This is a genomic window from Salmonirosea aquatica, assembly GCF_009296315.1.
In the GTDB taxonomy this organism is placed as follows: Bacteria; Bacteroidota; Bacteroidia; order Cytophagales; family Spirosomataceae; genus Salmonirosea; species Salmonirosea aquatica.
In genome coordinates this window covers 793389-817602 of record NZ_WHLY01000002.1, presented here as the reverse complement: position 1 = coordinate 817602, position 24214 = coordinate 793389, and the positions used below count along the sequence as shown (strand labels likewise).

Sequence of the window (24214 nt, the reverse complement as noted above, 5' to 3'; positions counted from 1 at the left end):
ATCAGCCAATGGCCATTAGCCTAAGAATTACTATTCTAATCATCAAAACTATTTAGAATGACAACTCAAAATAACATCCGGGTACTCGTGGTAGGCTGTGGTAATATGGGAGCTTCCCATGCGCAAGCCTACCAGTCCATCGACGGCTTCGAGATTTGCGGCATCGTCTCTACCGGCGATAGCAAAAACGTATTGAACGAAAAACTGGGAGGAGGGTACCCCCTTTTCTCTGATTATGCCGAAGCATTGGCCGCTACCGAACCCGACGCCGTTTGTATTTCTACCTACCCCGACACGCATGAGACGTTCGCCATCATGGCGCTTGAACAGGGATGCCATGTATTTATCGAAAAGCCCCTGGCCGATACCGTGGCGGGTGCCGAGCGGGTGGCGGAGGCTGCCCGGAAAGCAGATAAAAAAGTGGTGGTAGGTTATATACTACGGCACCATCCTTCCTGGGAGAAATTTGTGGAAATAGCGCAGGAAATGGGTAAACCGCTGGTAATGCGCATGAACCTGAACCAACAGAGCCACGGCCGCATGTGGACCGTGCACCGGAATCTGATGAAGAGCCTGAGCCCAATTGTGGATTGTGGCGTACACTACATCGATGTCATGTGCCAGATGACCCGGTCACAACCTACCCAGGTGACGGCAATCGGGGTACGAATGACGGACGACATTCCGACGACCAACTATAATTACGGTCAGTTGCAGATTAAGTTTGCCGATGGCTCGGTGGGTTGGTACGAAGCAGGCTGGGGTCCCATGATGAGCGAAACGGCTTTTTTTGTGAAGGATGTGATTGGCCCCAAAGGGTGTGTTTCTATCGTGGCGAAAGAGGCGGGTGGCAGTGGCAAATCCGATAACGTGGATGCCCATACGAAAACCGAATCGTTGCGCGTCCACCGTGCCGATCTGAATGCTGATGACCAGTTTGTACACGAAGATGAATGGATCAACCTCACCGATGAACCCGATCACCAGGAACTCTGCAATCGGGAGCAGCGCTATTTTCTTAAGTCAATTCGGGAAAATATCGATTTGACCGATCACGTGCAGGATGCGGTGAACAGTTTGCGGGTAGCCTTTGCCTGCGACGAATCCGTGCGGACGGGCGAAGTGGTGCGGCTGGATTCATAAGGTACCTTACCGGGTCAGTCTAAACCGAAAGACAGAGAATGTGTTCTTTGTCTTTTGGTTTTTTTAGTTTTTTTTAAGTGCAGGTTATATACTTTCCCCGGCTATTTCATTCCTTGAACGAACCTGTTCCCCAGAATGGGGAATTCTTCTACCACAGCCATGGGAATCTAGCAAGATAACATACCCCTACCTTACTAGTACGAATCGATGTTGTTGTCCTGGACGGTTAGCTACGATAGTTTGGTACCCAGTAAAGATCAAATTGGGCTTATTATAGATAACATATAATCGACCAAAGTAGCCATTTCATTTGTTTGTACTCAAAAAAGTAATAATTTTAAGCAAACAATTACAATTACTTCCTAGTTAGAACGGTGTAAGTAATTAGGCTTACCAGATTTGGGCACAATTTTGTTATGGTCGGATTGATGGTAGGGTAGGTAAATTGACTAAATTAACAAATGCCTCAATCCGTTTCTATTGTTTCGGGCGTATATGCAAACATGTGGTGCCTGAATACGATCAACACGACTCTCCCTTTCAAATAGCTCATATATCAATCCCTCGAAAGATTGATAGTCCTCTCTTTCTTTAAGCATACCCTGGTTGTTCATTCCAGCTACTAGCCATGCATCTTCTGTTCGAAGGTACTGTGCGCTGGCTGTGTTCATTCCCTTCGAATAGGGACGTTATGTTTCGTGTGCGTTTTTAGCTTAATAATTTTAGTAACCAAATCCAGCAAATGAGTAAAAACTTTTACATCGACTCTACCTAGTATTCTTCTTCTGCTGGCATTCCGGTTTTTCTATATCACCGGGCCGGGCATTCGATGCCGAAATAACCCCGCCTTTTCCGGCTGCTTTTACTCTCAGCAACCCCACTGCTTTGGTTGCTTCCTGCCTATTTGTCTTTACCCGTTTCATTTTCTATTCTAACCTTTTTAATCAATCACTATGCGAATGATCCCTATACTTTTTGGGTCGCTCAGAACTGGCTTACTGAGTTGCGCCCTGCTGCTACTGACCATCGGTAGCTATGCTTCCAGCCACCGGGAAGCTCCGCTTATTTCTCAGGACCCCCTGGCCGACAACACGGACGTATATGCCTTTAAGAGTCCCGATGATCCCAACATGATCACCATCATTGCGAACTACATTCCGTTTGAGTCGCCCGAAGGGGGACCCAACTATTACAATTTCGGCATGAATGTCCGCTATGAGATTCACATCAAGAATAAAACGACTACGGCCGGCGACGATATCACCTACCGTTTTACATTCTACCAGACCAACGAAGACCCTACTACTTTCTTTAACATCCGACTGGGTAAACAGAACCTCAAAACCACCTACAAGTGCGAAAAAAGCATGGACGGGGGCAAGACGTTTATGACGATCGTTGCCGATGGGATGGTCCCCCCAACAACATCGGCCCCCGGTCGATTGAAGGAGCGGCAGGCTTGAATACAACCTACGAGGCCCTGATGACTAATTCGATCATGACCGCTTCGTCTGGTGAAAAAGTATTCTGCGGGCCTGTGGACGATCCCTTCTTTGTGGATTTGGCTGGTGCATTTGATGTGGGTAACTTCCGTCCCGAGGGCAATTCGACCAACGCTCCCAAAGATGGGCTCAATCGTTTCAATGTACACACTATTGCGTTGAAGATTCCGGTCGGTATGCTCCAAAAGGATGGGAAAGACATTGGCCAGGCCAAAAACATTCTGGATGGCGACTATGTGATTGGCGTGTGGGCTTCGGCAAGCCGTCAGATGATCCAGACCATTAATAATGGCGGCGATATGTCGACCGATGGCAAATTTGTGCAGGTATCGCGCCTTGGCATGCCGCTTACCAACGAAGCGGTTATCCCCATCGGCATGAAAGACCGCTGGAATGCCACCAGCCCTTATGGAGGAGAGGACCTGCAATTTGCCAAGTACTTCACCAATCCCGAACTGGCATTGTACATGGATGATTCTCAGTTTGGTGGAGCGGTACCCTCACTGAATGCTCTGCGGATCCAGGCTAATTCACTCGGTTCTTTCGACTTCCGTAATGGCAAGCCCGGCTTATATCCTTTAAAAGGCAATCCCGCTTTGGACGGTACGGCGCTGGCCGAAGCGGCTTTTGGTGGTATATTATTACCTGACGCAAAAAGCCCCCGGGCGGTCGATTTATTACCTATCTTTTATACGGGGGTACCTAACCTGGCTCCCTATCAGTTAGCTACGGGCAAGGGTGGTAATCCACTGGCAGTAGGCAAGCCCTTCATTAACAACTTTTTGCCTACCCTGGGTGACATGTTGCGGCTCAATATGGCGGTGCCTGCTACGCCACGCAATGATCCTAAATTTAGTTCACTGGGCCTGGTGCAGGCCGCTGCACTGGGACTTACTGATCCCGCTTATAATACGGACGCTAAAATGCAGTTCATTCCAAACATGGATGGCTTCCCCAACGGACGCCGCCTCGAAGATGACGTGACGACTATTGAGTTGCAGGCTGTTTCGGGGGTAGTACTGGCTGCTGTGGGTTTGTGGTATGACGACTTCAAGCCTGGCGTGACAGCCAGTCCTGTGACTCCTCAGCTGGGCAGTGTGCTGGGCTTCACTGCCGGACCTACGATGAACGACACGCCATTGATGAGCACATTTCCTTACATGGCTAAGCCTTGGCGCGGGTTCGACTATCCACAAAAAGACAGATTCTGATATTCACTCTTACAAAATTGAGAACTATGAAAAATCTCTTATATTATATAGTGGGGCTTCTGGCGCTGGTCGTTCTTCAGCCCTCGTCAGCGGTTGCCTCTTCGCACCGGGAAGCGCCCCTTATTTCCAATGACCCGTTGGCCGACAATACCGACGTGTATGCCTTCAAAAGCCCTGCGAATCCAGATAATATCGTGCTAATTGCCAATTATATTCCGTTTGAGCACCCGGCTGGTGGCCCTAACTGGTACTCTTTCGGTGAGCATGTCCGGTACGAAATTCACGTAGATAATAACGCAGGTACCCCTGGTGGGGACATCATCTACCGGTTTATGTTTAAGCAGGAAAATCAGGATCCTACCACCTTTTTCAATATCCGTTTGGGTAAGGAAAACCTGAAAACTACCTATACCTGCGAACGCAGCATGGATGGCGGACGTACCTTTCAGATGATTATCTCCAATGGGATTGTACCTCCGCCGAATATCGGTCCCCGTTCCATCGAGAACAAGACGGTTGGCCTGGGGGCTGCCAATTATAATCAATTGGTCGAGAAATCGATCATGACGGCCAGTACGGGCGAGAAGGTGTTCGCCGGTCCCGTGGACGATCCGTTCTTCGTGGATCTGGGCATTTTTGATTTAGGAGCAGTTAGAGCTGATAATCCCCGTGATGCCGTGGCCAAATTCAACTGCCATTCTATCGTAATCGAGGTACCTGTATCGACTTTGCAAAAAGATCATAAGTCGTTGGCCGAAGCCAGGAATATTCTGGACGCTAATTATGTGATTGGTGTGTACGCCTCAGCCAGCCGCCAAATGATCAAAACACTTTATAATGGTGGTGATGTGGGCTACGATGGAGGATGGAAGCAAGTATCGCGGCTAGGCATGCCCCTGACTAATGAAGCCATCATTCCCATCGGCATGAAAGACCGCTGGAATGCGACGCTACCTACCAACGATTTGCAGTTTGCTCAGTACTTCTCGAATCCCGAGCTGGCACTGTATATGGATGATTCCCAGTTCGGTGGAGCTGTGCCAGGTCTTGCTCCCTTGCGTATTCAGACCAAGTCGCTAGGAACATTCGACTTCCGTAACGGCAAGCCCGGCCTTTTCCCTTTGAAAGGAAACGCGGCATTGGATGGAACGGCGCTCTCCGAAGCCAATTTTGGAGGTATCCTGCTACCTGACAACAAGAGTCCTCGGGCGGTGGATTTGCTGCCAATCTTTTATACGGGGGTACCTAACATACCTCCTTACCAGCTGGCAACAGGTAAGCCGGCAGGCAATCCACTGGCAGCCGGTAAGCCATTCATCAATAACTTCCTCCCTTCACTGGGCGACTGGTTGCGGTTGAATATGGCGGTACCTGCTACGCCGCGGAATGATCCCAAATTCAGCTCACTGGGTTTGGTGCAGGCCGCTGCGCTGGGCCTTACCGACCCGATGTACAATGCTACCAAGGATTTGCAGTTTATTCCTAACATGGATGGCTTTCCCAACGGACGCCGTCTGGAGGATGACGTAACTACCATCGAATTGCAGGCAGTAGGTGGCGTCGTGTTGGCCGCAATTGGACTCTGGTACGACGACTACACAGTAGGTGGAAATCCCGTAACCGCCCAATTAGGGAATGTACTCGGTTTCAAAGCGGGTCCCGTAAAGAACGACACTACGTTGAAGGCCGTTTTCCCCTACGAACAGAATCCCTGGAGAGGTTTCCGTGGCCCAAGCTACGAAGGTAAAAAAATAGACGTACCTACGCCCCCCAGTACTGCATTCGCTGTTAAAGTGCTACGGTTTGCTTGTACCAATGGAGACATTGAGTTTGCAACTGATAATGCTGCCGCGGGACGTACCGTCGAGTATTCAGCTGCCGGTGTAACGCCCTGGACAACCAATCCCCGCCAGCGTGTCGAGCAGGAATTATTCTGGGATAATAACAGTAGCGGCGTACTGAATATCAAAGCCCGTTACGTAGGCGATCCCGGTTCGGAAGTTTCTATGCAATATGATTTTCGTAAGCAGTGCAGCCAGGCTCGTATCGCTTACGAATCTCCCGAAAAAGTCTCGCCTTTCTCGGTGACTGTATTGGGGAATCCTACTACGAACGATCGGGTAACCGTAGAAGTGAAAGGGGTAGCCGGGCAAACCATGCAGATGGGGCTGGCTAACAGCCAGGGCCAGATCATGACCCAGCAGACTTTCCAGGCTACGGGTGATGTGGAGCAGCGCAGTATGAAGCTCGGCCGTCAACCTGGTATTTACTTCATAAAAGTGTCTACTCCTACCGATAGCCGGACCATTAAGTTGCTTCGTCAGTAACAGAATAAATAAATTCGGGTACCTCAAGGTACCTGAGTACAATTAGATTAGCCGGAGATGAATAGGCACATCGGAAAACCTTTGGTATCCGTCTATTCCTCTCCGGCAATTCATGGATAACAGAATAAAAATCAGTTCAATGATGGCAATGCATCTTACTAAATTCAGAGGGGTACCCGGCCGAATAGGGGTAGTTCTACTTTTAATTAGCGTACTGGTGGCTTGTAAAGACACAGGTAAGTCGGATGAGGGTTCGGCATCTTCTACAACTTCAATGGAAATCCCTCCCCTTTTTCAACGCAAGGGTGAGCTGGCTACGGCGGTAGAATGGCCCAAGACTGTGGCAAAGGTGGATGAGCTGAAGCAGATAATCGCCAAAAATCCCGGCGAAGTGAAACCCCGTTTGCAACTTGCTACCATCTACATGGCCGAGGCCCGCATCACCGGAGAACACCCGTACTATTATCCGGCGGTGTTGAAAATTCTGGATGGGGTGCTCAGCATCGATCCTCGGAATTTTGAGGCAACCACCTTTAAGGCGTCCGTAAAAATGTCGCAGCACCAGTTTTCCGAAGCGCGCCAACTAGCCGAACAAGCCCGGAAGATCAATCCCAACAATGCCTATGTATATGGTGTTCTGGTGGATGCCAATGTAGAATTGGGCGATTACGAAGAAGCTGTGGCAGTATCGGATAAGATGCAGGCGCTCAAGCCTTCCCTCGAATCATATTCGCGGGCCTCGTACCTGCGGGAGATTTACGGAAACTACCCCAGCTCGATAGAAGCCATGAAGCTTGCCGTACAGGCGGGACTCCCTGGCTCGGAACCTTACTGCTGGAGTAAGAACACACTGGCGCATTTATATATCGTGACCGGACAGCTTGACAAGGCGGAGAATGAGTACGCCGAGATTCTGGCCGTTCGTCCCAGCTATGCTTTTGCAATGGGCGGTCAGGCAAAAGTGCAGACCTTGCGAAAACAATATGACAAGGCACTGACTACCCTGAACAAGGCCACAGCCATTCTGCCAGAGTTTTCATTCCACGAGCAAATGGCCGAAATTTATGCCTTACAGGGAAACAAGGAAAAAGCTGCTGAAAAGTATGCGGAGGTAGTGACCATGCTGGACGAAGATGCTCAGTCGGGTCATGCTGTTGATCTGGAACTATGCAAACTGTATACCAAGACGGGGCAACTGGATTCGGCCGCTTTTTACGGACAAAAGGAATTCGCCAGGCGTCCAAATAACATTGATGTGAATCATGCATTAGCGACGGTAGCCTTCCAGCAGAATAATATGAAGAAAGCCCAGGAGTACATCAAGACCGCCATGCGCACGGGAAGCAAAGATCCCGAACTACTACAACAGGCTAGTCAGATTGCGCTGGCAATGGGCAATGTGGACGAAAGCAAAAAACTAATTTCCGAAGCTAAAAAAGTGAATCCGCTCACTGTTCTGTAAACTAAGGCAGACTAGGCAAAAAGTTTTAAGAAATCCCCTGCGCAGCCAATCAGCGGCGCAGGGGATTTTTGGTAAGATAGCTCAGGCAACGGTTACAGCCGCTGGGTTCTGTCTTTTTTATTGTATGCTACAAAAAACTATATTTGCTAATCCAGGGGCGGTCAACGTGCCTGGCCCGAATCAGTCAAGAATCGTCGACACGCTCCCTATTGTTGAATATGGTATGAAAAAAATTTTGGTAATCGGAATGGGAAAAGTTGGTTTGCTGGTAGGTACCCTGCTCAGCAAGCAGTTCGAGGTTACGGGGATGGACAAGCATCTACCCGGTGTGACCTTGGACTTTCCCGTTCTAACAGCCGATGTGACCCATTTATCCGAACTTCGGGCAAATATGGAAGGCTATGATGCGGTCGTCTCGTGTATGCCGTATAATCTCAATCTTCCCATTGCCACAACGGCTTACGAATTAGGTATTCACTATTTTGACCTAACCGAAGATGTACCTACCACAGCCGCTATCCGGGAAATGGCCCGTGACAGCCAGGGAGTCATGGCTCCGCAGTGTGGCCTGGCACCCGGTTTCATCGGCATTGTGGGAGCTGACCTGGCGGGAAAGTTTACCAAACTACGTGACATTGAACTTCGGGTAGGGGCCCTGCCGCGCTACCCGAACGGCCTGATGGGCTACTCGTTTACCTGGTCGCCGGCGGGGGTAATCAATGAGTACATCAATGACGCGGAAGTAATCCATAATGGTACCCGCAAAACGGTTTCTTCGCTGGATGGCATCGAAGTGATCAACATCGAAGGACAGGAGTTTGAAGCCTTTACAACCTCAGGAGGACTGGGTACCATGTGCGAAACGTACGAGGGAAGAGTCGATACACTCAATTACAAAACCATTCGTTATCCCGGTCATGCCAGTCTGATGCGATTCATGCTATATGAATTGATCCTGAAAAATAAGCGGGAACTCATTGAGCAAATTCTGACCGAGGCCAAGCCGCCTGTACAAGAGGACGTCGTGTATGTGTATGCGGTGGTGGAAGGCTGGAAGGGGAATCACCTGGAACGTGAGGAATTCTACCGCGCCTACCATCCCATTCAAATCGACGGTCAACACTGGCGGGCTATTTCATGGACCACCGCCGCATCCATTGCGGCAGTGGTGGAGATGGTAGCTGCTGGCAGTTTACCCCAGCGCGGTTTTATTCGTCAGGAGGACATACCCCTGGATAAATTTCTGGATACGACGAATGGATCGTTCTACCATACTCAGGGTTGATGAACCATCAGGTCCCAATTGAAACAAGATGAAAGAATTTCTTAGAGAACTTACCATACAAGCGGACAACCCTGGGGTAAGTACCGGACAAAATCAGTGGGCAGGACATGGAAAGGTTCTCGAATCCTATTCGCCAGTCGACGGACACTGTATTGCAAATACGCAGGTAGCCAGCCGCGAGGACTACGATGCGGTGATCCGGCAGGCTCAGGTCGCTTTTGAAGTATGGCGCTTGAAACCCGCACCTCTTCGGGGTGATATAGTGCGCCAGATGGGCCAGCAATTCCGGCAGCATAAACAAGCTCTCGGCCAATTGGTCAGTTATGAAATGGGCAAGAGCCTACAGGAGGGGCTGGGTGAAGTACAGGAAATCATTGACATCTGTGATTTTGCTGTTGGTCTTTCGCGCCAGTTGTACGGTCTTACCATGCAAAGCGAGCGCCCCGACCACCGTATGTACGAACAGTGGCACCCACTGGGCGTGGTAGGTATTATTTCCGCCTTCAACTTTCCTGTGGCTGTCTGGTCGTGGAATGCCATGATTGCCTGGGTTTGTGGGGATGTATGCGTGTGGAAACCTTCGGAGAAGACCCCATTGACGGGTATCGCGTGTCAGAATATTATCCGGGAGGTACTGCGAAACAATGAAGTTCCCGAAGGCGTATCCTGCCTGGTGTTGGGTGGTCGTGAACCTGGGGAATGGATTGCCAGTGATGCGCGGGTGGCGTTGGTTTCGGCTACAGGAAGTACCCGCATGGGAAAGGCCGTAGCCGAAGCAACCGGGCGGCGGCTAGGCCGCTGTCTGCTGGAACTCGGAGGGAACAATGCCATTATCATTACCCCCGAGGCCGACCTTGCCGTAGCTGTTCCCGCCATCGTGTTCGGGGCAGTAGGTACGGCTGGTCAGCGTTGCACGAGTACGCGCAGGCTTATTGTACACGAAAAAATCTACGAGGATTTGAAGCAACGGCTTCAAAAAGCTTATACTCAGCTCCGGATTGGTGATCCCATGGAAGCGACCCACCACGTAGGGCCCCTCATTGACCAACAGGCCGTAGACGACTATCAGGCCGCATTAGAAACTATCAAAGCCCAGGGGGGTACCTTTGTTATTGAGCCGGGTACCCTGACAGGATCCGGATACGAGTCAGGTTGTTATGTTCGACCCTGTGTAGCTGAGGTGGAGAATCACTGGGATATCGTGCAGCGGGAAACTTTCGCTCCCATTCTGTATTTGATCAAATATGCCACGCTGGAAGAGGCAATCGCCTTACAGAACGGGGTACCCCAAGGACTTTCATCGGCCATCTTTACTCTCAACATGCGGGAAGCCGAACGATTTTTGTCGGCAGCGGGTAGTGACTGCGGCATCGCAAATGTCAACATAGGTACCTCGGGGGCCGAAATCGGAGGAGCATTCGGGGGCGAAAAAGAAACCGGCGGGGGACGCGAATCGGGATCGGATGCCTGGAAAACCTATATGCGCCGACAGACCAATACGATCAATTTCGGGCATTCTCTGCCGTTGGCCCAAGGGATTACGTTTGAATTATAGGGTGATTTTCGGTAAATAAGTGAAAGCTTGACTCCAACGGGAGGTATATTTATTATTTTTGTGAATAATTTCAACACCACCTACCCCACAAGCATAACAATTTCCATTGCATGAATGAATTGAGCAATAAAAAATTCAGCTTATCTACCGCGCAGGTGTCATCAAATATGGCCGATGAGGTAGTTATCCTGAACCACGACAAAGGTATGTACTACGGTTTGAGTGAAGTAGGTGCTTTAGTATGGAGCGCCCTTGAAAGCGGCCCGAAATCCTTTGACGAACTTTGCGAGCTGGTAATGAATGAATACGAAGTTGACCGCGTAAACTGCGAGGAGGATATAGCGGCGTTGCTTGATGAACTGCTACGTGAAAAATTAGTAGTCGATGAAGCCTAACGCAGCCGAATGAGTGAGCTGGTAGAACATGGACTGGAACAAGATACGAAAACTCAGCAGCAGGCAGTGGCTCTTACTGGGGAAAGCCATGGTAGTTCTACTCGTTATTAAAGCGAGCCTGCGGTTCCTTTCTTTTAACCAGTTCAAAAAAGCCTACGCATATACCCTACGGGTACGGCAAGCGGGTGTTTATCCAAAACAATACATAGCCGATGCGGCGTGGGCCGTGCAGACGGCAGCGTTTAGATTACCCTTTGCATTGACCTGCCTACCCCAGGCCCTGGCTTTAAAATATATCCTTCGGTGTGATCCGGATATGCCATTACACATTGGCGTGCAGACAGCGGCCCCCCAAGGATTCGAGGCCCATGCCTGGGTCGAGAAGGATGGGCATATTGTCATTGGCGCTTGGCCTGAAGAAACAAACTACCGGCCCATTTGGGTATGGCAGTAATTACCAAGAAAAGGAATTATGCCCTTGTACCGTGCTTTCGAGCTGACCATTGCTTCCGATATCCTACTCCCCGAATTGATTTCCTTACCGGAAAACGGTAATTCTATCCCGGACATTCATATTGTCCGGTCAGCGATCACGTTTCCGTCCATGGAACAAACCGCTATTCATAGGCGAGGCGTCATGGCGCGAAGTGGGACGGGTTCGGATGGGTCGATCTGCTTGCAATGGGAAGGCATAGCGAGCTTCCGGGCGGTTGGTGGCCATACCCTTTATGTCGATTCTTATACAGAGGATTTCGCTCTTCTCAGTCTTTTTACAGTTAGTGAGGCGCTGGGATGTGTCCTTTTCCAGCGAGGATTGCTACTGCTACATGCCAGCTCGGTACAAGTAGGCCAGGAAGCTTTTTGCTTCATGGGCGAGCCGGGGGCGGGTAAGTCTACTACTGCATCGGCCTTTGTCAAACAAGGAGCTCAACTACTCAGCGATGACCTCACGGCCATTGCATTTGACAAAAAGAATCAGCCTTTTGTACTACCGGCTTATCCTCAATTGAAAATATGGGGAAATACAGTACAAGGACTGGGGCTAGATTCGGCTCGATTGGTCCCCGTTAGCGAAGGCATCAATAAGTTTGCCATGGTACCTGATATGGATTTTCCAAGTAAACCCGTTCCGGTGGCGCAAATCTATTTTCTTCATAAGGCACGTAATCGTTCTGCCCTACAGGCCGTACAACCTACCGAAGCTCCAGTCGAGTTGGTCAGGCATTTTCCTTTGGCTACCCACCTCCTTACTGGGAAAGCCCTGCAGCGGCATTTCATGCAAAGCATTTGGTGTGCTTCGGCGGCCTCTATATGGCGGTTGCGCCGCCCCAAGGACTTTGCCTCGCTGGAGGAGTGGGTGCTGTCTAATGCGACGAAAGTATAATGGAAAAACGCAGCGTAGGTTTTTCGCCAGAACTATCTCTACTGATCTCAACCAGCATAGACCTGCCTTTGGACGAGCAGGAAATGAGGTCAGTTAGAAGCGATCGGTTGTTGGCTCTTGCACGTTGGCATAATGTCCGGCCTCAACTGTTCTCGTTGGTACAAGGGAAAAATGAAAGTTGGGTTTCTGAGCTTAGACAAGAATGTTTGGACATTACAGTGTCCAATCTCATCAACACGCAGGAGACAATTCGAGTGGCCAAAATACTGGAGGAAAACCAGATTCCGGTATATGCCTATAAGGGATGCGTCTGGGCCGAATGGTTATATGGACAAGTCGGGAAACGGGAGTTCGGTGATATTGATATGTTGGTGGGTGTGGATAAATACCAATCTGCGTTGGACCTCGTTACAAAGGCGGGTTTTTCTGCCGACCCTTATCGGATATATTTATTGAATGGTTCGCCTACTTTGCGAGACGCATTTCTGCGCACAGATTATCATGTGCCCATGTTAAGAAAAGTTACGGGTAGTTCCCTGGAATTTACATTGGAAATGCATTGGAAAGTATCCTATCCCAGATTGGGTTTTCATTTTCCTTCCTCAGAATGGTCTACATTCGAATTGTTTCATCGAATTCAGAACGAATCCCTTCGTAGTTTTTCAAATGAATATCAATTCTTGCTTTTGCTAATGCACCACGGAGGCAAAGAACGCTGGTTGAAGTTGAAATATATTGCTGATTTTGCAACCTATCTTTCAAGATACGGGCATGAAACCGATTGGGAAGTAATCAATGAGATGGCTCAGAAGAAGGGAATCCAAAAATTGGTGGAACATAGTCTGGGAGTCTTGAGAGGCCTGGGTTTGGAATGGAAAAAAGAATGGCCTGACGTCACGCCCAAAACCTTATCAAGCAGTGTTCTGAAGGAGTGGGAAAATATGCCTAAGAATCCTAAGAACTCGACATGGGCATATTTTCGCCACGCTCTGACCATGCGCGATACTTTGTTGGATCGCTTAAAGGTTGGCAAACTGCATCTAAGTTATGCTTCCGAATTTAGCCTTCTATACCATAAGGCATTGTGGTATTTGAAAAATGAATAGCTCATATAAATAAAGAGGCCAGTTTCTTAAACTGGCCTCTTTATTTATATGAAAAGTGTGATTTACACTTTTGGCTCACCGCCTTCTACTTCGGTTTCCACCACCACATCACCAGCCTGTTCGTTGGTTTCGTGCGCTTGCTTTACTGCCTCATCATGGATGGCGGCTTCCTCACGCGAGCGACGGTTAACATAAGCCTGGTAGTTGGTTTCTTTCTCATAAGGCCGCTTACCTATCAATCGTTCAAGGTCACTTTGGAACAGGATTTCCTTTTCCAGAAGTTCCTGGGCGATCACTTCCAACGCTTCGCGTTTGTCACGCAGCATGGACATCACATGCTGGTAGGCTTTGTCAACCAGCAGGCGTACTTCATGGTCGATTTTCTCAGCAGTAGCATCCGAGTAGGGCTTGGTAAATGAATAGTCCGACTGTTTGGAATCGTAAAACGATATATTTCCAATCTTATCATTCATACCATACATAGTAACCATGCTGTAGGCCACTTTGGTAACGCGCTCCAGATCACTGAGGGCACCCGTGGATATTTTTCCAAAGACCACATCCTCCGCCGCACGACCACCCAGTGTCATGCACATCTCATCGAATAGTTGCTCAGTGCGGTACAAGTACTGCTCTCGGGGTAGGTATTGGGCGTATCCCAAAGCAGCTACGCCACGAGGAACAATCGTCACTTTCACCAAAGGATCGGCGTGTTCCAGGAACCAACCTGCCACAGCGTGACCAGCTTCATGATAGGCCACAATCTGCTTCTCTTCGGGAGAAATCAATTTGTTTTTCTTTTCCAAACCACCAATCACGCGATCCATGGCATCCTGAAAGTCCTGCATGGTCACACTATCCCGATCGCGCCGGGCGGCGATGAGGGCCGCTTCGTTACATACGTTGGCAATTTCGGCTCCAGCAAAACCGGGCGTCTGAGCAGCCAATTTCTGAATATCCACATCTTCCGAGATTTTGATCGGCTTAAGGTGTACCTTGAAGATCGCTTCCCGGCCAATAACGTCAGGTTTGTCTACAGATATCTGACGGTCAAAACGACCGGGACGTAGCAAAGCTGAATCAAGTACATCAGGACGGTTGGTGGCGGCCACAATGATAATACCTGAATCCGTGGCAAAGCCGTCCATTTCTACCAAAAGTGAATTCAGCGTATTTTCCCGTTCGTCGTTTGAACCCGGCATACCACCCCGGCCACGTGAGCGACCAACGGCGTCGATTTCATCGATAAATATGATACAGGGAGCCTTCTCTTTGGCTTGCTTAAACAGGTCACGTACCCGAGCGGCACCTACCCCCACAAACATTTCGACAAAGTCGGAACCTGAAAGCGAAAAGAAAGGTACTTCCGCTTCACCCGCTACGGCTTTGGCCAGGAGGGTTTTACCGGTACCGGGAGGTCCCACTAACAAAGCGCCTTTCGGAATTTTGGCCCCTAATTTCTTGAATTTGTCAGGACTTTTCAGATAGTCTACGATCTCCTTGATTTCTTCTTTGGCTTCATCAAGGCCTGCTACATCGTTGAAGGTGATCTTGACTTTGTTTTCGGCATCGAACAATGTAGCCCGGGACCGACCGATGTTAAAAATCTGACCTCCTGGTCCTACGCCTCCCGACATACGGCCCAGCAGGAAATACATCACCAGAATCATGACAATGAAAAAGCCCCAGGTACCTATAAACCCGGTCCAATCGTTTCGGGTATCAATTTTGTATTCGACTTTATCACCGTCAGGGACGGCCTCCTGCATTTTCTCGAGATCTTTCTTGAAAGTTTCCGCCGAAGTGACCTGGAACTGGTAGTGCGGACTGGCCTCGCCTCCGAAGTAATTGTTCTCCTTGGAAATAACCTGGTATTTATCCTTTCTAAGGGCTTCTGGTTTGAGGGTAACCTCCACAGACTTGTCGTTGACGATAGTCACGCGGGCCACTTCCTTATCGGCCACCATTTTCTCAAACCGCTTTTGGGTAATTTCACGGAGTGAGGACGATCTGTTCAGGTATGTTATTCCCAGAATCGTAGCAATGAGGGCGGCAATGATCCAACCCTGATAGCCCCGTTGCGGACTTTTAGGATTCAAGGGATTTCTTTTGTTATCGTTATCAGACATTATAAAGGGTCATTAGTAGAAATTTGAAAGTAAAACGAATTCTGCCTGTTTAATGTTCAAACGAACCGGCTCAGGCTGCCGACTCCTCGATGAGGGTAAGATCGGCATCTCCCCACAATTCCTCAAGATCATAATATTTCCGACGATCTTTCTTGAATACGTGGGCTACGACATCAACATAATCGATCAAAATCCACTCACGGTTTGTTTTTCCCTCTTTATGCCAGGGATTTTCCTCAACGGCTTTATACACTTCGTGTTCCACCGAATCGGCAATGGCATCGATTTGGGTATCAGAGGTACCCGAGCATATAACAAAAAAATCGGCAATGGCATTTTTAACTTTGCGGAGATCGAGGATGGCAACTTCCTGCCCTTTCTTTTCCATCATACCTTTCGCCACTAACTGGCAGAGGTCTTGTGAAGATACTTCTTTATTTTTGCGTTGTTTCATGCGATGTGATTACCCGTGACTGGCCGAAATGGAATAGCCGCATTTCGCCTCTAATAAAAGTATAAAATATTTTAAAAAAAGTGTACGATCCTTGTGTTAAAACTCTCTTTATCGGGAAAAAGATTATTTATCTGCCAACTTGTCATTCTACCAACGACATAGCGGCTGAATTAGTGCGCAAGGAAAACCTTTCAGAAGGTACCCTTGTCATTACTGACTCACAAACCGCGGGCCGGGGTCAGCGCGGCGCAAGCTGGGTTACTTCACAAGGACAAAATTTTACATTTTCGCTCATTCTGCGCCCTACTTTTCTCGCGCCTGGAGAGCAATTTCTGTTAAGTCAGGCAATATCGCTAGGTGTGAGGGATTTTGTATCAAGTATTACGGAAGATATACAAATCAAATGGCCTAATGATTTGTATATCAATGATTTTAAACTAGGTGGGATTCTGATTGAAAGTACATGGCAAGGGGCGCGCATGGCTCACGCTGTGGTAGGGATTGGCCTGAATATCAACCAGACACATTTTGAGTCAAGTATAGGTTCCGTTACCAAAGGTACCCCGCAACGGGCGACCTCACTGCGCCTGGAAACAGGGCAGTGCTTCGAACTGGCCGCACAACTGCCCCACCTCCTGCAGGCTCTAGAACATACCTACCTTCGGCTACGTGGGGGTAGGTATGAGGCCATCAGAAATGACTATCAATCAGCGCTGCTGGGCTATGGGGAGAAAAGGCTGTTTCGCGGGAAGGATGGGCGGATATTTGAAGGAACGGTCACTGGTGTGACTGCTTTGGGCAAACTATGCATTAGGCATGCCGATGGGGTACAGCTCGAATATGATATCAAGGAAGTGGAGTGGTTGTGGCCCGACCAGTACTCCAGCCAAGAAACGCCATGACCAGGGCGCAGATTCCTAACCCCAGTGACTCTCGAGCCAGTTCGATATTGAGGCTTTTCATAGCGAGATCACCAAAAAAGATTCCTTCGAAGGCAGGAGGCCATTGTAAGACTGCGCCCACTGCGTAGACGGCTGCCATAATATAAAATACCCAGGCGGGCCAAAGCTCACGATAGGCCATATAGCACCCCAACGCCGCCGCCGAGTATACGGGAATCCAAATCTGTGGATCGGGATCGTTGAATTGAAAATAAGAAAAAAGTAAAAAAACTAACCCGAAAATAATAGCTACGATTTTCATACGTACCAGCGGCGAAACGAGATAGACAATTGGGAGTTGGCCCTTTTTTATAGAAGCCAAAAAATGAGCCAAATTACTTATTGGCAGGTGAAAAATACAAAAAGCGGAAACAGGTGGCCTGTCTCCGCTTTGATGTATGTGTACAGTATGCTACTTCTGCTTCACGATTTTGTGGGTACGGCGCCCGTTGGGCGTATCGAGCGTACAAATATACACGCCGCTTGGCAGCGTTTCAGATTCGAAAGTAACCCGGTGCGTCCCACCGTCTTGCTTTTGGTCTTTGAGCAATCTCGATATTACCACACCCCGTACATCCAGGATGTTAATACTGACCGTAGAGGTTTCGGGAATCGTATATTCGATTAACGTATTTTGTGCAAAGGGATTTGGGTAGGCTCCCAGAGTAAACACATTTTCTTCCCAAGCAGTAAGGTTAATGTCCACAGCCTGGCAGGCAGCGATAGAAGCTTCAAACACCGCGCCTGGCTTTACTTCGAAGCCGGGAGTAAGTGTTACCGACTGTCCCGCACGGTAGGCAGTTTCGGCGGATTGAACCAGGTTAGAAGCAGTGAGGTGCTCACTGGCCTGTTCTACTATTTTTGCCCCTGAGACTGGCGCGGTAAGCGTTATGGAAGTAGGACATGAGTCCTGAGCCTGCGAAAGGGTAGTCAGCAGAGTTAAGGCACCGACCAATACTAAAGTAGATTTTTTCATCACGAAACGTCTGTTCAGTAGGTGAATTTTACGAACACAGAATCACTCCTAATCGAGTAATTTGTCCAAATATAAAATTTAAGAATTACAATGACTAGGGGAGCCGTCTAAAATATTGGAAAACTTATCAAACGGGTACTTTTTTCAAAGCAGAGGACCTGCTGTCTGAAAAAGATTATGGGCTGGTTTCTCCGCAGTATTGGCTACGGGCTGCTGTAGCTTCGCTAAAACCCAATCGTTCGGCCTGCCTGAAGCTCGTGCAGCCCAACTCATGTTCACCGCTCTCCCATTGACTCAGACCAAGGGCATAGTGAGCTTTTCCGAAGGTAGGATCATAGCGGGTTGACTGTCGGAAAGCCAGGGTAGCCTTTGCATATTCTTTTTCGCGGTAGTACAGATTACCCAGGTTGTACCAAGCCAGTACGTTTTCCTCGTCAAGGAGGGTAGCTTTCTCAAAATCCTGAATGGCCTTTGGTGTTTGGTCCAGCAAAGCGTACACTTGTCCCCGGTTGAGGTAGATATCCGCGGTATCAGGAGCTAGGTGAGCGGCGCGGTTGTAGTCGCTGAGTGCCGAGTCGAGGCGATTTTGTGCCGTGTAGAGCAAGGCCCGATTCAGGTAGGGGGCATAAAACTGAGGGTCAATCCGAATCGCTTGCCCATAGTCGAGCAAGGCGTTGGGATATTCCTTGAGTTCAAAATAGGCTACCCCCCGGGAGTTGAAGGCATCGGCATTCCGCAAATCTTTCTCAATCGCCTGATTAATGTACCCGATGCCTTCGCGTAGTTTTCCCTCGCGCAGCAGGGCTTTTCCTTTGTTCAGAAAAGCTTCTGATGAATCCGAACAGGCGGAAAGCAGAAAACCGGAACAGAAAAGAATAAGAACGAATGAAAGTGATTTTTGAAAAGAAGCGTGCTGCATCATGGTTGGCCTGACTGGAAGGTACTTGTGGGAGATTTTAGTCCCAAAAAAGTGATAGTCCGTTATTATTCAGGTAGTAAAGAGGTGAATGAGGCCTGGGTCTGGATTCAAAACCTAACCTGCCCGGAAGTGATCGCTGCAAAAGTACGGCACAAAGCTGTGCGAATGGTTTCTTTTTGTCAAGAAAAAGTCATTACCTTTGCAGAGGCAAATCGGAACTACCAGCTCCTGCCGAATCCCCCAGGTCCTGACCGAAGCAAGGGTAGGTGGTCGTAGCGGTGAGATTCTCGGTTTGCCTTTTTTTGTTTCTTTTCCTGACAAAAAATCTCCTTCCTTTCGGTCTTCCGCTGCTTTCCCTACTTTTGCGGATAATAATCTCCAAAACCTAATCAATTTTACTGACATGAAATTCTTCATAGATACGGCCAATCTGTCCGAAATCAAGGAGGCCCATTCCTTAGGGGTACTCGACGGAGTCACCACGAATCCTTCTCTGATGGCTAAGGAGGGTATTACCGGCAAGGACAACATCATGCGTCATTATAAGGCGATCTGCGACCTGGTGGATGGTGATGTGAGCGCCGAAGTTATTTCAACCGATTTTGACGGTATTGTCCGCGAAGGCGAAGAGCTGATCGAAATAGATGATAAGATCGTCGTGAAGGTACCTATGATCAAAGACGGCGTGAAAGCGCTCAAATATTTTTCCAATAAAGGTATCCGTACCAACTGTACCCTGGTTTTCTCGGGTGGGCAGGCTCTGTTGGCCGCCAAAGCCGGCGCTACCTATGTGTCACCGTTCATTGGCCGCCTTGATGACATCGCTACCGATGGTGTGGCGCTTATCGAGCAGATCGTGACCATCTACCGCAACTACAACTACGAAACCCAGGTTTTGGCGGCTTCTATCCGTCACCCCATGCACATCATGCAGTGCGCTGAAATCGGTGCAGACGTGATGACAGGGCCCCTTAGCGCCATTCTGGCGTTATTGAAGCATCCGCTCACCGACAGTGGCCTTGAGAAATTTTTGGCCGATTACAAGAAGGGAAATCAATAGTTGTACAAGCCGTTTTCCGGGCGATTCGCTAAGGCAGGCATCAGCGGTTGATGGACACGATTCTTTGCTTTCCAGCCAATCGGGTAAACAAATCCATGCAAAAATTTCAATGAGATGACCATTTCTTCCGAACCCGTAGTTTCGCTGGAACATGCGGATATTTACCAGGGAGATAAGCCTATTCTTGCCGATGTGAATTTCCAGATCGACAAGGGGGAGTTTGTGTTCCTGATCGGGCGAACCGGCAGCGGGAAAAGTTCACTACTCAAGACCCTCTACGCCGACCTGTGGCTCCAGACCGGGTCGGCTAAGGTAGCTGGGTATGAACTGCACAAGATCAAACGCTCCGACGTACCCTTTCTGCGGCGGCGCATCGGTATCGTTTTTCAGGATTTTCAGCTGCTTACCGATCGCTCGGTAGAGGAAAATCTGACTTTTGTGCTACGCGCTACGGGTTGGAAAGAAAAGGCGGACATTGCCCGGCGCATTTCCGAGGTGCTGATGCAGGTGGGGTTAGGTACATCACCCAAGAAAATGCCGCATCAGCTCTCAGGCGGCGAGCAGCAACGGGTAGTTATTGCCCGTGCCATGCTCAACGAGCCCCAGATTCTGATTGCCGACGAACCTACCGGGAACCTCGATCCCGATGTCAGCGATCAGATTATGCAGGTATTCAAAACCATCAACAGTGCAGGTACGGCTGTACTGATGGCAACCCACGATTATGATCTGCTGAAAAACCATCCCGCCCGAATTATTCGATGTGAAGGCGGTAAAGTGAAGGAGTCCTGAGTTCTGTCGATCTACCTTTTCTGTCAGGATGTGGCCGAATAAAAACGATCGAAGTAGTCTTGGATAGAGCAGAAAGTATCGTTTGCCGATTCGATAATCTCCTCCGCACTAAGGGGAAAAAGCTTAACATGGGATTCGCACTGGGATCGGAATTCTTTCCAACCCTCCGTGCCTGAACCGCCGGTGCCGGCAAAAAAACGTCCTCCGCGCAGGGGAGTTACCCCGATTGTCTTTGAAATCTGCCGGCTGATGACTTTCCCGCCCAGTTTAGATCCTTCCAGAACATACAGGGTACCTAGTGCTTTGGCCGTAGAAGGTTGCTGCTGACGGGGCGGCGGGCAAAGCAGGATGGAAGGATCAAAGGTACCCGTCAGATCACGGATATCCTCAACGGCTAATGAAGCGCGGAAATCAATTGAAAAATTGATTCTATTATTTTTTAGTGCTTCCAGTAGCATGGCCTCAAACGGTGCAAAAGCACCATAGAATGCGTACAGAATACGTGTGTAGGCCTCCACGTTAAGCGACGGACTCATCAACAGACGGCTTATATCAGTGGCTTCCAAAGCCTGATGGTGGTACTGGGTACTCCTCTTCAATAAGGCGAGGAATTCGTTTTCTCCCGGCCTCGTTTCCTGCAAGGCCGCATGCGTGGGTCCGTTCATGATTCCTTGATTCTCGCTTTTGGAAAGAGCAACTGAAACTCTGTTCCCTGCCCCAGTTCGCTGTCGACCCAAATATACCCTTCGTGGTTCATCATTACTTTTTTACAGATGGCCAATCCAATTCCTGTGCCTTCTTTATGGCCGCTGGTGTCGTTATTGAGACGTTTGAAAAGTTTAAAAATGATATCCCGATAATCACGATTGAAGCCAACTCCGTTATCCTTCACCGATACCGCCAGATATTGGTCGAATCCGATGCCTGATTCCAGAAGCGCTTCTGCGGTCGGAACGGTACTGCGCACTGTAATGTATAGTGCTTCATCGGGCTTACTAAACTTGAGAGCATTGTCGATCAGATTTAGCATCAATTGCTTCAGCTGAAATTGAACTCCCCGAATGGTGGGTAGGTGCTCGTAGTGGATGAACCCCTTTTGAGAACGGATAGCCTGATCCTTTTCCCGGATAATATCGGCCAGTAACCTGTTCAGATCCACAGGCTCAATCAGTTCATTTTGGGAAGAAATGTGGGAGTAGGCCGAAACATCATCTAGTAATTTTTGCATCCGCATGGCCGAATTGTGCATTCGGTTAATCGAGTCCAGCAGTGATTCCGTCAAGCTCTGGGCTTCGCGGCTAAGTACCCGTGAAGCCAGTACCTGGATTTTACGCAGAGGCTCTTTCAGATCATGCATACTGATCCAGTTGATGTTTTCGAGCTCTTCGGTAGCCGCTTTCAGCTTTTCGTTGAGCGCGCGCTGCTTGTCGGCTTCCTGCTGCAATTGTAGCAAGCGAAGTTGCTTTTGGAGTACCGAAGCCAGGTATTCAGTGGCTTGCTTGTGAACGGGCAGCCAGCGCCGGCTGACATTCCGAACGGTCTCCTGCCAGGCACTGAATGAATTCCGCGGCGTCAGCCGTTGGCTGACATCAAGCTGCGCCGAGGTACCCTTGGGACGGCCGGCCCAGTTGATGGTTTGTTCGATACCAGGCCTGAACCACAGTATGCAGTCTTCGTTCAGGTAGCTCAGTGGCTGGTAAAGGATGCCCGAAGCGCTGTCGGCAAATTGCTCCGCCTCGGGGTAGAGGCCCGCGAGATTTTTACTTGAAAATCCTTTGTGTTGGGTTCGCTCAGAGAGAAAAAAGGCCAGATTCTTGATGGCATCACTGGAAGGGGTACCTCCATGAGTATACACCAGCCCATCGGTCAAGATCGCAACGCCCGAGGCATCAGCGATCTCAAGCAACTCGGGCCGAATAATAATTTCTCCTATTCCCAGCTCATTTTGGTCCAGTGCCGGAAGCAGGCGATGAAGTTTCTCTTCGACTCCACGGGCATAGGCCGACGAGTCGTTCCGCTCATGCAATTCGATTTGGGAGGACAGCAGCATACCCAGCAACTGAGCACTGTCGCGTTGCTTTATGGTGAGGTGTCGGGGAGCACTGTGATGGCAGGCAATAAGCCCCCATAATCTGTTGCCGATGACAATCGCGATAGAAAGTGAGGAAGCTACCCCCATGTTCTTAAGGTACTGAATGTGAATGGGCGATACGCTGCGCAGGTAAGCCAGGCTCAAATCCAGTTGCTGAGCGGTACCATGGGCGTCCGGCAGCCCATAAAGCGCCACGGGCTCATAGAAAGTATCATTGATGGAGCGTAAGGAATTTTTCAGATACAGCTCACGGGCCTGCTGCGGGATGTCGCTGGCGGGGTACCTTAGCCCCAGATAGGGCTCCAGACCTTCTGACAGGCTTTCGGCCAATACCTCGCCCGTAAAGTCTTCCTGATCGAACCGGTAAATCATGATCCGATCATAGCCCAGCGTTTTTCGAAAATGTTCCGCCAGAATCTGGCATAATTCGGTCAGATTGTTCGGAATTTTGATCAAATCTAGCAAATCGGCAATCTGAAGCGAATCGGACGCCTCATCTGACCAGCGCTCCAGTTCGACAATCCGGCAAGTGGCATCGACTCGATGCGCATTGAGCAGATATTCCCTACCCTGCAGGCGGGTGAGAAGCCTTTTGCTTTGGAAGTTTTCTTTCAGCTCCAGATAGTCCCGGAGTTCGTCTTGCTGATCGGGAAAAAAATGCAGGATATTATTTCCCAAGATACTCTGTAACGGAATGCGGAAAAGTTCGGAAAGGTTGGCACTGCCATGGGTGATTGTTCCCGTTTCAGAATCTACGGCGAGCAGGTAGCCGTGGGGCTGAATACTGCCGGGGATATGAATGGGTTCCTGGTCACAGTCGGTAATAGTTGCAACTGTGTGATTAGTCAAATCAATCATTCTAAATAGAAGTATGGGGGTAGCTCAAAAGGCTATTCTTCTACTAATTGGTTTAAGTAATAGGGGACGATCGCCGAAGAGTGTATTTGCTGAAGGGCGATCTTGATCAGGTCTCTTAGTTGGGTGAAATTTTCTGATTTACGAATATAAAGATTGGCACCCTTATCACGGGTAGTTTCAATCATCAAATCGGAAGAACTGGTGGATATAATGAATACTTTGGTGAATTTGTCGCCCAGGGCGGTTCGAAGATAATCAAGGCATTCGATTCCACTCCGTTTGGGTAGGTTCAGATCCAGGAAAATCGCGTCCGGAGGGTTCGACGTGTTGGATAAGGTAGCCATAAGGGTTTCACCATCCGCAAATTCCCTGAACTCCAGATCGTTTCTCAGTTCGGTCACTGCGTCCAAAAAGAGAAATCGATCGTCCTCGTCGTCGTCAACCAGGAATATTTGTGGCTTTGAATAAAATGGGGTGGGTGCCAGCATTTGTTCGTTTTTGTAAAATGAATAACAACTCTTCAGCAGAGAGGAGGCTCATGAAGCGAACACCATTTTCAGGGCAAATAAACGAAAAAAAAACATAAGCCGCTTTATACAATATTTTGAGTATAAGAACGGCTA

Annotated in this window: 20 protein-coding genes and 1 pseudogene; 13 read left to right on the top strand and 8 right to left on the bottom strand. The window is 49.1% G+C overall.

From position 1 onward, the window contains the following. The first annotated feature begins 57 nt into the window (after positions 1–57). From GBK04_RS04415 to GBK04_RS04370, 10 genes and pseudogenes are all read left to right on the top strand, one after another. Positions 58–1143, top strand: coding sequence for a Gfo/Idh/MocA family protein (locus tag GBK04_RS04415; RefSeq protein WP_152757190.1), 1086 nt, complete (start codon positions 58–60; stop codon positions 1141–1143). A 953-nt stretch (positions 1144–2096) separates the two neighbouring features. Beyond that, positions 2097–3856: pseudogene (locus GBK04_RS04410) on the top strand (DUF4331 domain-containing protein). A 26-nt stretch (positions 3857–3882) separates the two neighbouring features. Next, positions 3883–6183 (top strand): DUF4331 family protein, encoded by a 2301-nt coding sequence (locus GBK04_RS04405; RefSeq protein WP_152757188.1) that lies wholly within the window; start codon positions 3883–3885, stop codon positions 6181–6183. 274 nt (positions 6184–6457) lie between these two features. Next, positions 6458–7645, top strand: coding sequence for a tetratricopeptide repeat protein (locus GBK04_RS04400; RefSeq protein WP_373330710.1), 1188 nt, complete (start codon positions 6458–6460; stop codon positions 7643–7645). A gap of 223 nt (positions 7646–7868) precedes the next feature. After that, a complete protein-coding gene (locus GBK04_RS04395) occupies positions 7869–8930 on the top strand; it encodes a saccharopine dehydrogenase family protein (RefSeq protein WP_152757186.1) in 1062 nt (353 codons plus the stop codon). A 28-nt stretch (positions 8931–8958) separates the two neighbouring features. Continuing rightward, a complete protein-coding gene (gene amaB, locus GBK04_RS04390) occupies positions 8959–10485 on the top strand; it encodes an L-piperidine-6-carboxylate dehydrogenase (RefSeq protein ID WP_152757184.1) in 1527 nt (508 codons plus the stop codon). A gap of 110 nt (positions 10486–10595) precedes the next feature. Beyond that, a complete protein-coding gene (locus GBK04_RS04385) occupies positions 10596–10880 on the top strand; it encodes a PqqD family protein (protein ID WP_152757182.1) in 285 nt (94 codons plus the stop codon). Positions 10881–10968: 88 nt separating this feature from the next. Then, positions 10969–11334: a lasso peptide biosynthesis B2 protein gene (locus tag GBK04_RS04380; protein WP_373330709.1), complete on the top strand. Its 366-nt coding sequence runs from the start codon at positions 10969–10971 to the stop codon at positions 11332–11334. Between the two features lie 18 nt (positions 11335–11352). Further along, positions 11353–12264, top strand: a complete 912-nt coding sequence (locus GBK04_RS04375; RefSeq protein WP_152757178.1) for a serine kinase — start codon at positions 11353–11355, stop codon at positions 12262–12264. Further along, positions 12264–13370 (top strand): nucleotidyltransferase domain-containing protein, encoded by a 1107-nt coding sequence (locus GBK04_RS04370; RefSeq protein ID WP_152757176.1) that lies wholly within the window; start codon positions 12264–12266, stop codon positions 13368–13370. The genes GBK04_RS04375 and GBK04_RS04370 overlap by 1 nt, the downstream gene beginning before the upstream one ends. 62 nt (positions 13371–13432) lie before the next feature. Here GBK04_RS04370 and ftsH read toward each other — a convergent pair whose 3' ends face one another. Together ftsH and rsfS are read right to left on the bottom strand one after the other, a co-directional pair. Further along, positions 13433–15499 carry an ATP-dependent zinc metalloprotease FtsH gene (gene ftsH, locus GBK04_RS04365; RefSeq protein ID WP_152757174.1) on the bottom strand — a complete coding sequence of 689 codons (2067 nt, stop codon included), beginning with the start codon at positions 15497–15499 and terminating at the stop codon, positions 13433–13435. Positions 15500–15569: 70 nt separating this feature from the next. Continuing rightward, complete coding sequence (gene rsfS / locus GBK04_RS04360) at positions 15570–15953, bottom strand: ribosome silencing factor (protein WP_152757172.1); 384 nt, start codon at positions 15951–15953, stop codon at positions 15570–15572. 80 nt (positions 15954–16033) lie between these two features. Between rsfS and GBK04_RS04355 the strand changes: the two genes are divergently transcribed. Then, a complete protein-coding gene (locus GBK04_RS04355) occupies positions 16034–16855 on the top strand; it encodes a biotin--[acetyl-CoA-carboxylase] ligase (protein WP_373330708.1) in 822 nt (273 codons plus the stop codon). Here the strand turns inward: GBK04_RS04355 and GBK04_RS04350 are convergent. The 3 genes from GBK04_RS04350 to GBK04_RS04340 form a co-directional block, all read right to left on the bottom strand. Then, a complete protein-coding gene (locus GBK04_RS04350; protein WP_373330707.1) occupies positions 16800–17216 on the bottom strand; it encodes a transmembrane 220 family protein in 417 nt (138 codons plus the stop codon). The genes GBK04_RS04355 and GBK04_RS04350 overlap by 56 nt on opposite strands. A gap of 90 nt (positions 17217–17306) precedes the next feature. Next, positions 17307–17870, bottom strand: coding sequence for a T9SS type A sorting domain-containing protein (locus GBK04_RS04345; RefSeq protein ID WP_152757168.1), 564 nt, complete (start codon positions 17868–17870; stop codon positions 17307–17309). 175 nt (positions 17871–18045) lie between these two features. Beyond that, positions 18046–18792, bottom strand: coding sequence for a tetratricopeptide repeat protein (locus tag GBK04_RS04340; RefSeq protein ID WP_373330706.1), 747 nt, complete (start codon positions 18790–18792; stop codon positions 18046–18048). A gap of 400 nt (positions 18793–19192) precedes the next feature. Here GBK04_RS04340 and fsa point away from each other — a divergent pair, with 400 nt between their 5' ends. Then, positions 19193–19849: a fructose-6-phosphate aldolase gene (gene fsa, locus GBK04_RS04335; RefSeq protein WP_152757166.1), complete on the top strand. Its 657-nt coding sequence runs from the start codon at positions 19193–19195 to the stop codon at positions 19847–19849. Positions 19850–19963: 114 nt separating this feature from the next. Beyond that, the gene (locus GBK04_RS04330) at positions 19964–20641 is read left to right on the top strand and encodes a cell division ATP-binding protein FtsE (RefSeq protein WP_152757164.1); all 678 of its coding nucleotides are present in this window, start codon (positions 19964–19966) and stop codon (positions 20639–20641) included. A gap of 23 nt (positions 20642–20664) precedes the next feature. Here the strand turns inward: GBK04_RS04330 and GBK04_RS04325 are convergent, their stop codons facing one another. From GBK04_RS04325 to GBK04_RS04315, 3 genes are read right to left on the bottom strand one after another with little or no spacing between them, the layout of a single operon-like run. Further along, a complete protein-coding gene (locus GBK04_RS04325; protein WP_152757162.1) occupies positions 20665–21306 on the bottom strand; it encodes a biliverdin-producing heme oxygenase in 642 nt (213 codons plus the stop codon). Continuing rightward, positions 21303–23591: an ATP-binding protein gene (locus GBK04_RS04320; RefSeq protein ID WP_152757160.1), complete on the bottom strand. Its 2289-nt coding sequence runs from the start codon at positions 23589–23591 to the stop codon at positions 21303–21305. The genes GBK04_RS04325 and GBK04_RS04320 overlap by 4 nt, the downstream gene beginning before the upstream one ends. Before the next feature lie 32 nt (positions 23592–23623). Further along, a complete protein-coding gene (locus GBK04_RS04315; protein ID WP_152757158.1) occupies positions 23624–24079 on the bottom strand; it encodes a response regulator in 456 nt (151 codons plus the stop codon). Between the last annotated feature and the right edge of the window lie 135 nt (positions 24080–24214).

Bases quoted from the DNA above. Each gene is read 5' to 3' on its own strand.
- GBK04_RS04380 (WP_373330709.1), top strand. From the start codon at position 10,969: ATGGTAGTTCTACTCGTTATTAAAGCGAGCCTGCGGTTCCTTTCTTTT.
- GBK04_RS04375 (WP_152757178.1), top strand. From the start codon at position 11,353: ATGCCCTTGTACCGTGCTTTCGAGCTGACCATTGCTTCCGATATCCTA.
- GBK04_RS04400 (WP_373330710.1), top strand. From the start codon at position 6,458: ATGGAAATCCCTCCCCTTTTTCAACGCAAGGGTGAGCTGGCTACGGCG.
- ftsH (WP_152757174.1), bottom strand. From the start codon at position 15,499: ATGTCTGATAACGATAACAAAAGAAATCCCTTGAATCCTAAAAGTCCG.
- GBK04_RS04340 (WP_373330706.1), bottom strand. From the start codon at position 18,792: ATGATGCAGCACGCTTCTTTTCAAAAATCACTTTCATTCGTTCTTATT.
- GBK04_RS04330 (WP_152757164.1), top strand. From the start codon at position 19,964: ATGACCATTTCTTCCGAACCCGTAGTTTCGCTGGAACATGCGGATATT.
- GBK04_RS04320 (WP_152757160.1), bottom strand. From the start codon at position 23,591: ATGATTGATTTGACTAATCACACAGTTGCAACTATTACCGACTGTGAC.
- GBK04_RS04345 (WP_152757168.1), bottom strand. From the start codon at position 17,870: ATGAAAAAATCTACTTTAGTATTGGTCGGTGCCTTAACTCTGCTGACT.
- GBK04_RS04325 (WP_152757162.1), bottom strand. From the start codon at position 21,306: ATGAACGGACCCACGCATGCGGCCTTGCAGGAAACGAGGCCGGGAGAA.
- fsa (WP_152757166.1), top strand. From the start codon at position 19,193: ATGAAATTCTTCATAGATACGGCCAATCTGTCCGAAATCAAGGAGGCC.
- rsfS (WP_152757172.1), bottom strand. From the start codon at position 15,953: ATGAAACAACGCAAAAATAAAGAAGTATCTTCACAAGACCTCTGCCAG.
- GBK04_RS04415 (WP_152757190.1), top strand. From the start codon at position 58: ATGACAACTCAAAATAACATCCGGGTACTCGTGGTAGGCTGTGGTAAT.
- GBK04_RS04385 (WP_152757182.1), top strand. From the start codon at position 10,596: ATGAATGAATTGAGCAATAAAAAATTCAGCTTATCTACCGCGCAGGTG.
- GBK04_RS04315 (WP_152757158.1), bottom strand. From the start codon at position 24,079: ATGCTGGCACCCACCCCATTTTATTCAAAGCCACAAATATTCCTGGTT.
- amaB (WP_152757184.1), top strand. From the start codon at position 8,959: ATGAAAGAATTTCTTAGAGAACTTACCATACAAGCGGACAACCCTGGG.
- GBK04_RS04370 (WP_152757176.1), top strand. From the start codon at position 12,264: ATGGAAAAACGCAGCGTAGGTTTTTCGCCAGAACTATCTCTACTGATC.
- GBK04_RS04395 (WP_152757186.1), top strand. From the start codon at position 7,869: ATGAAAAAAATTTTGGTAATCGGAATGGGAAAAGTTGGTTTGCTGGTA.
- GBK04_RS04405 (WP_152757188.1), top strand. From the start codon at position 3,883: ATGAAAAATCTCTTATATTATATAGTGGGGCTTCTGGCGCTGGTCGTT.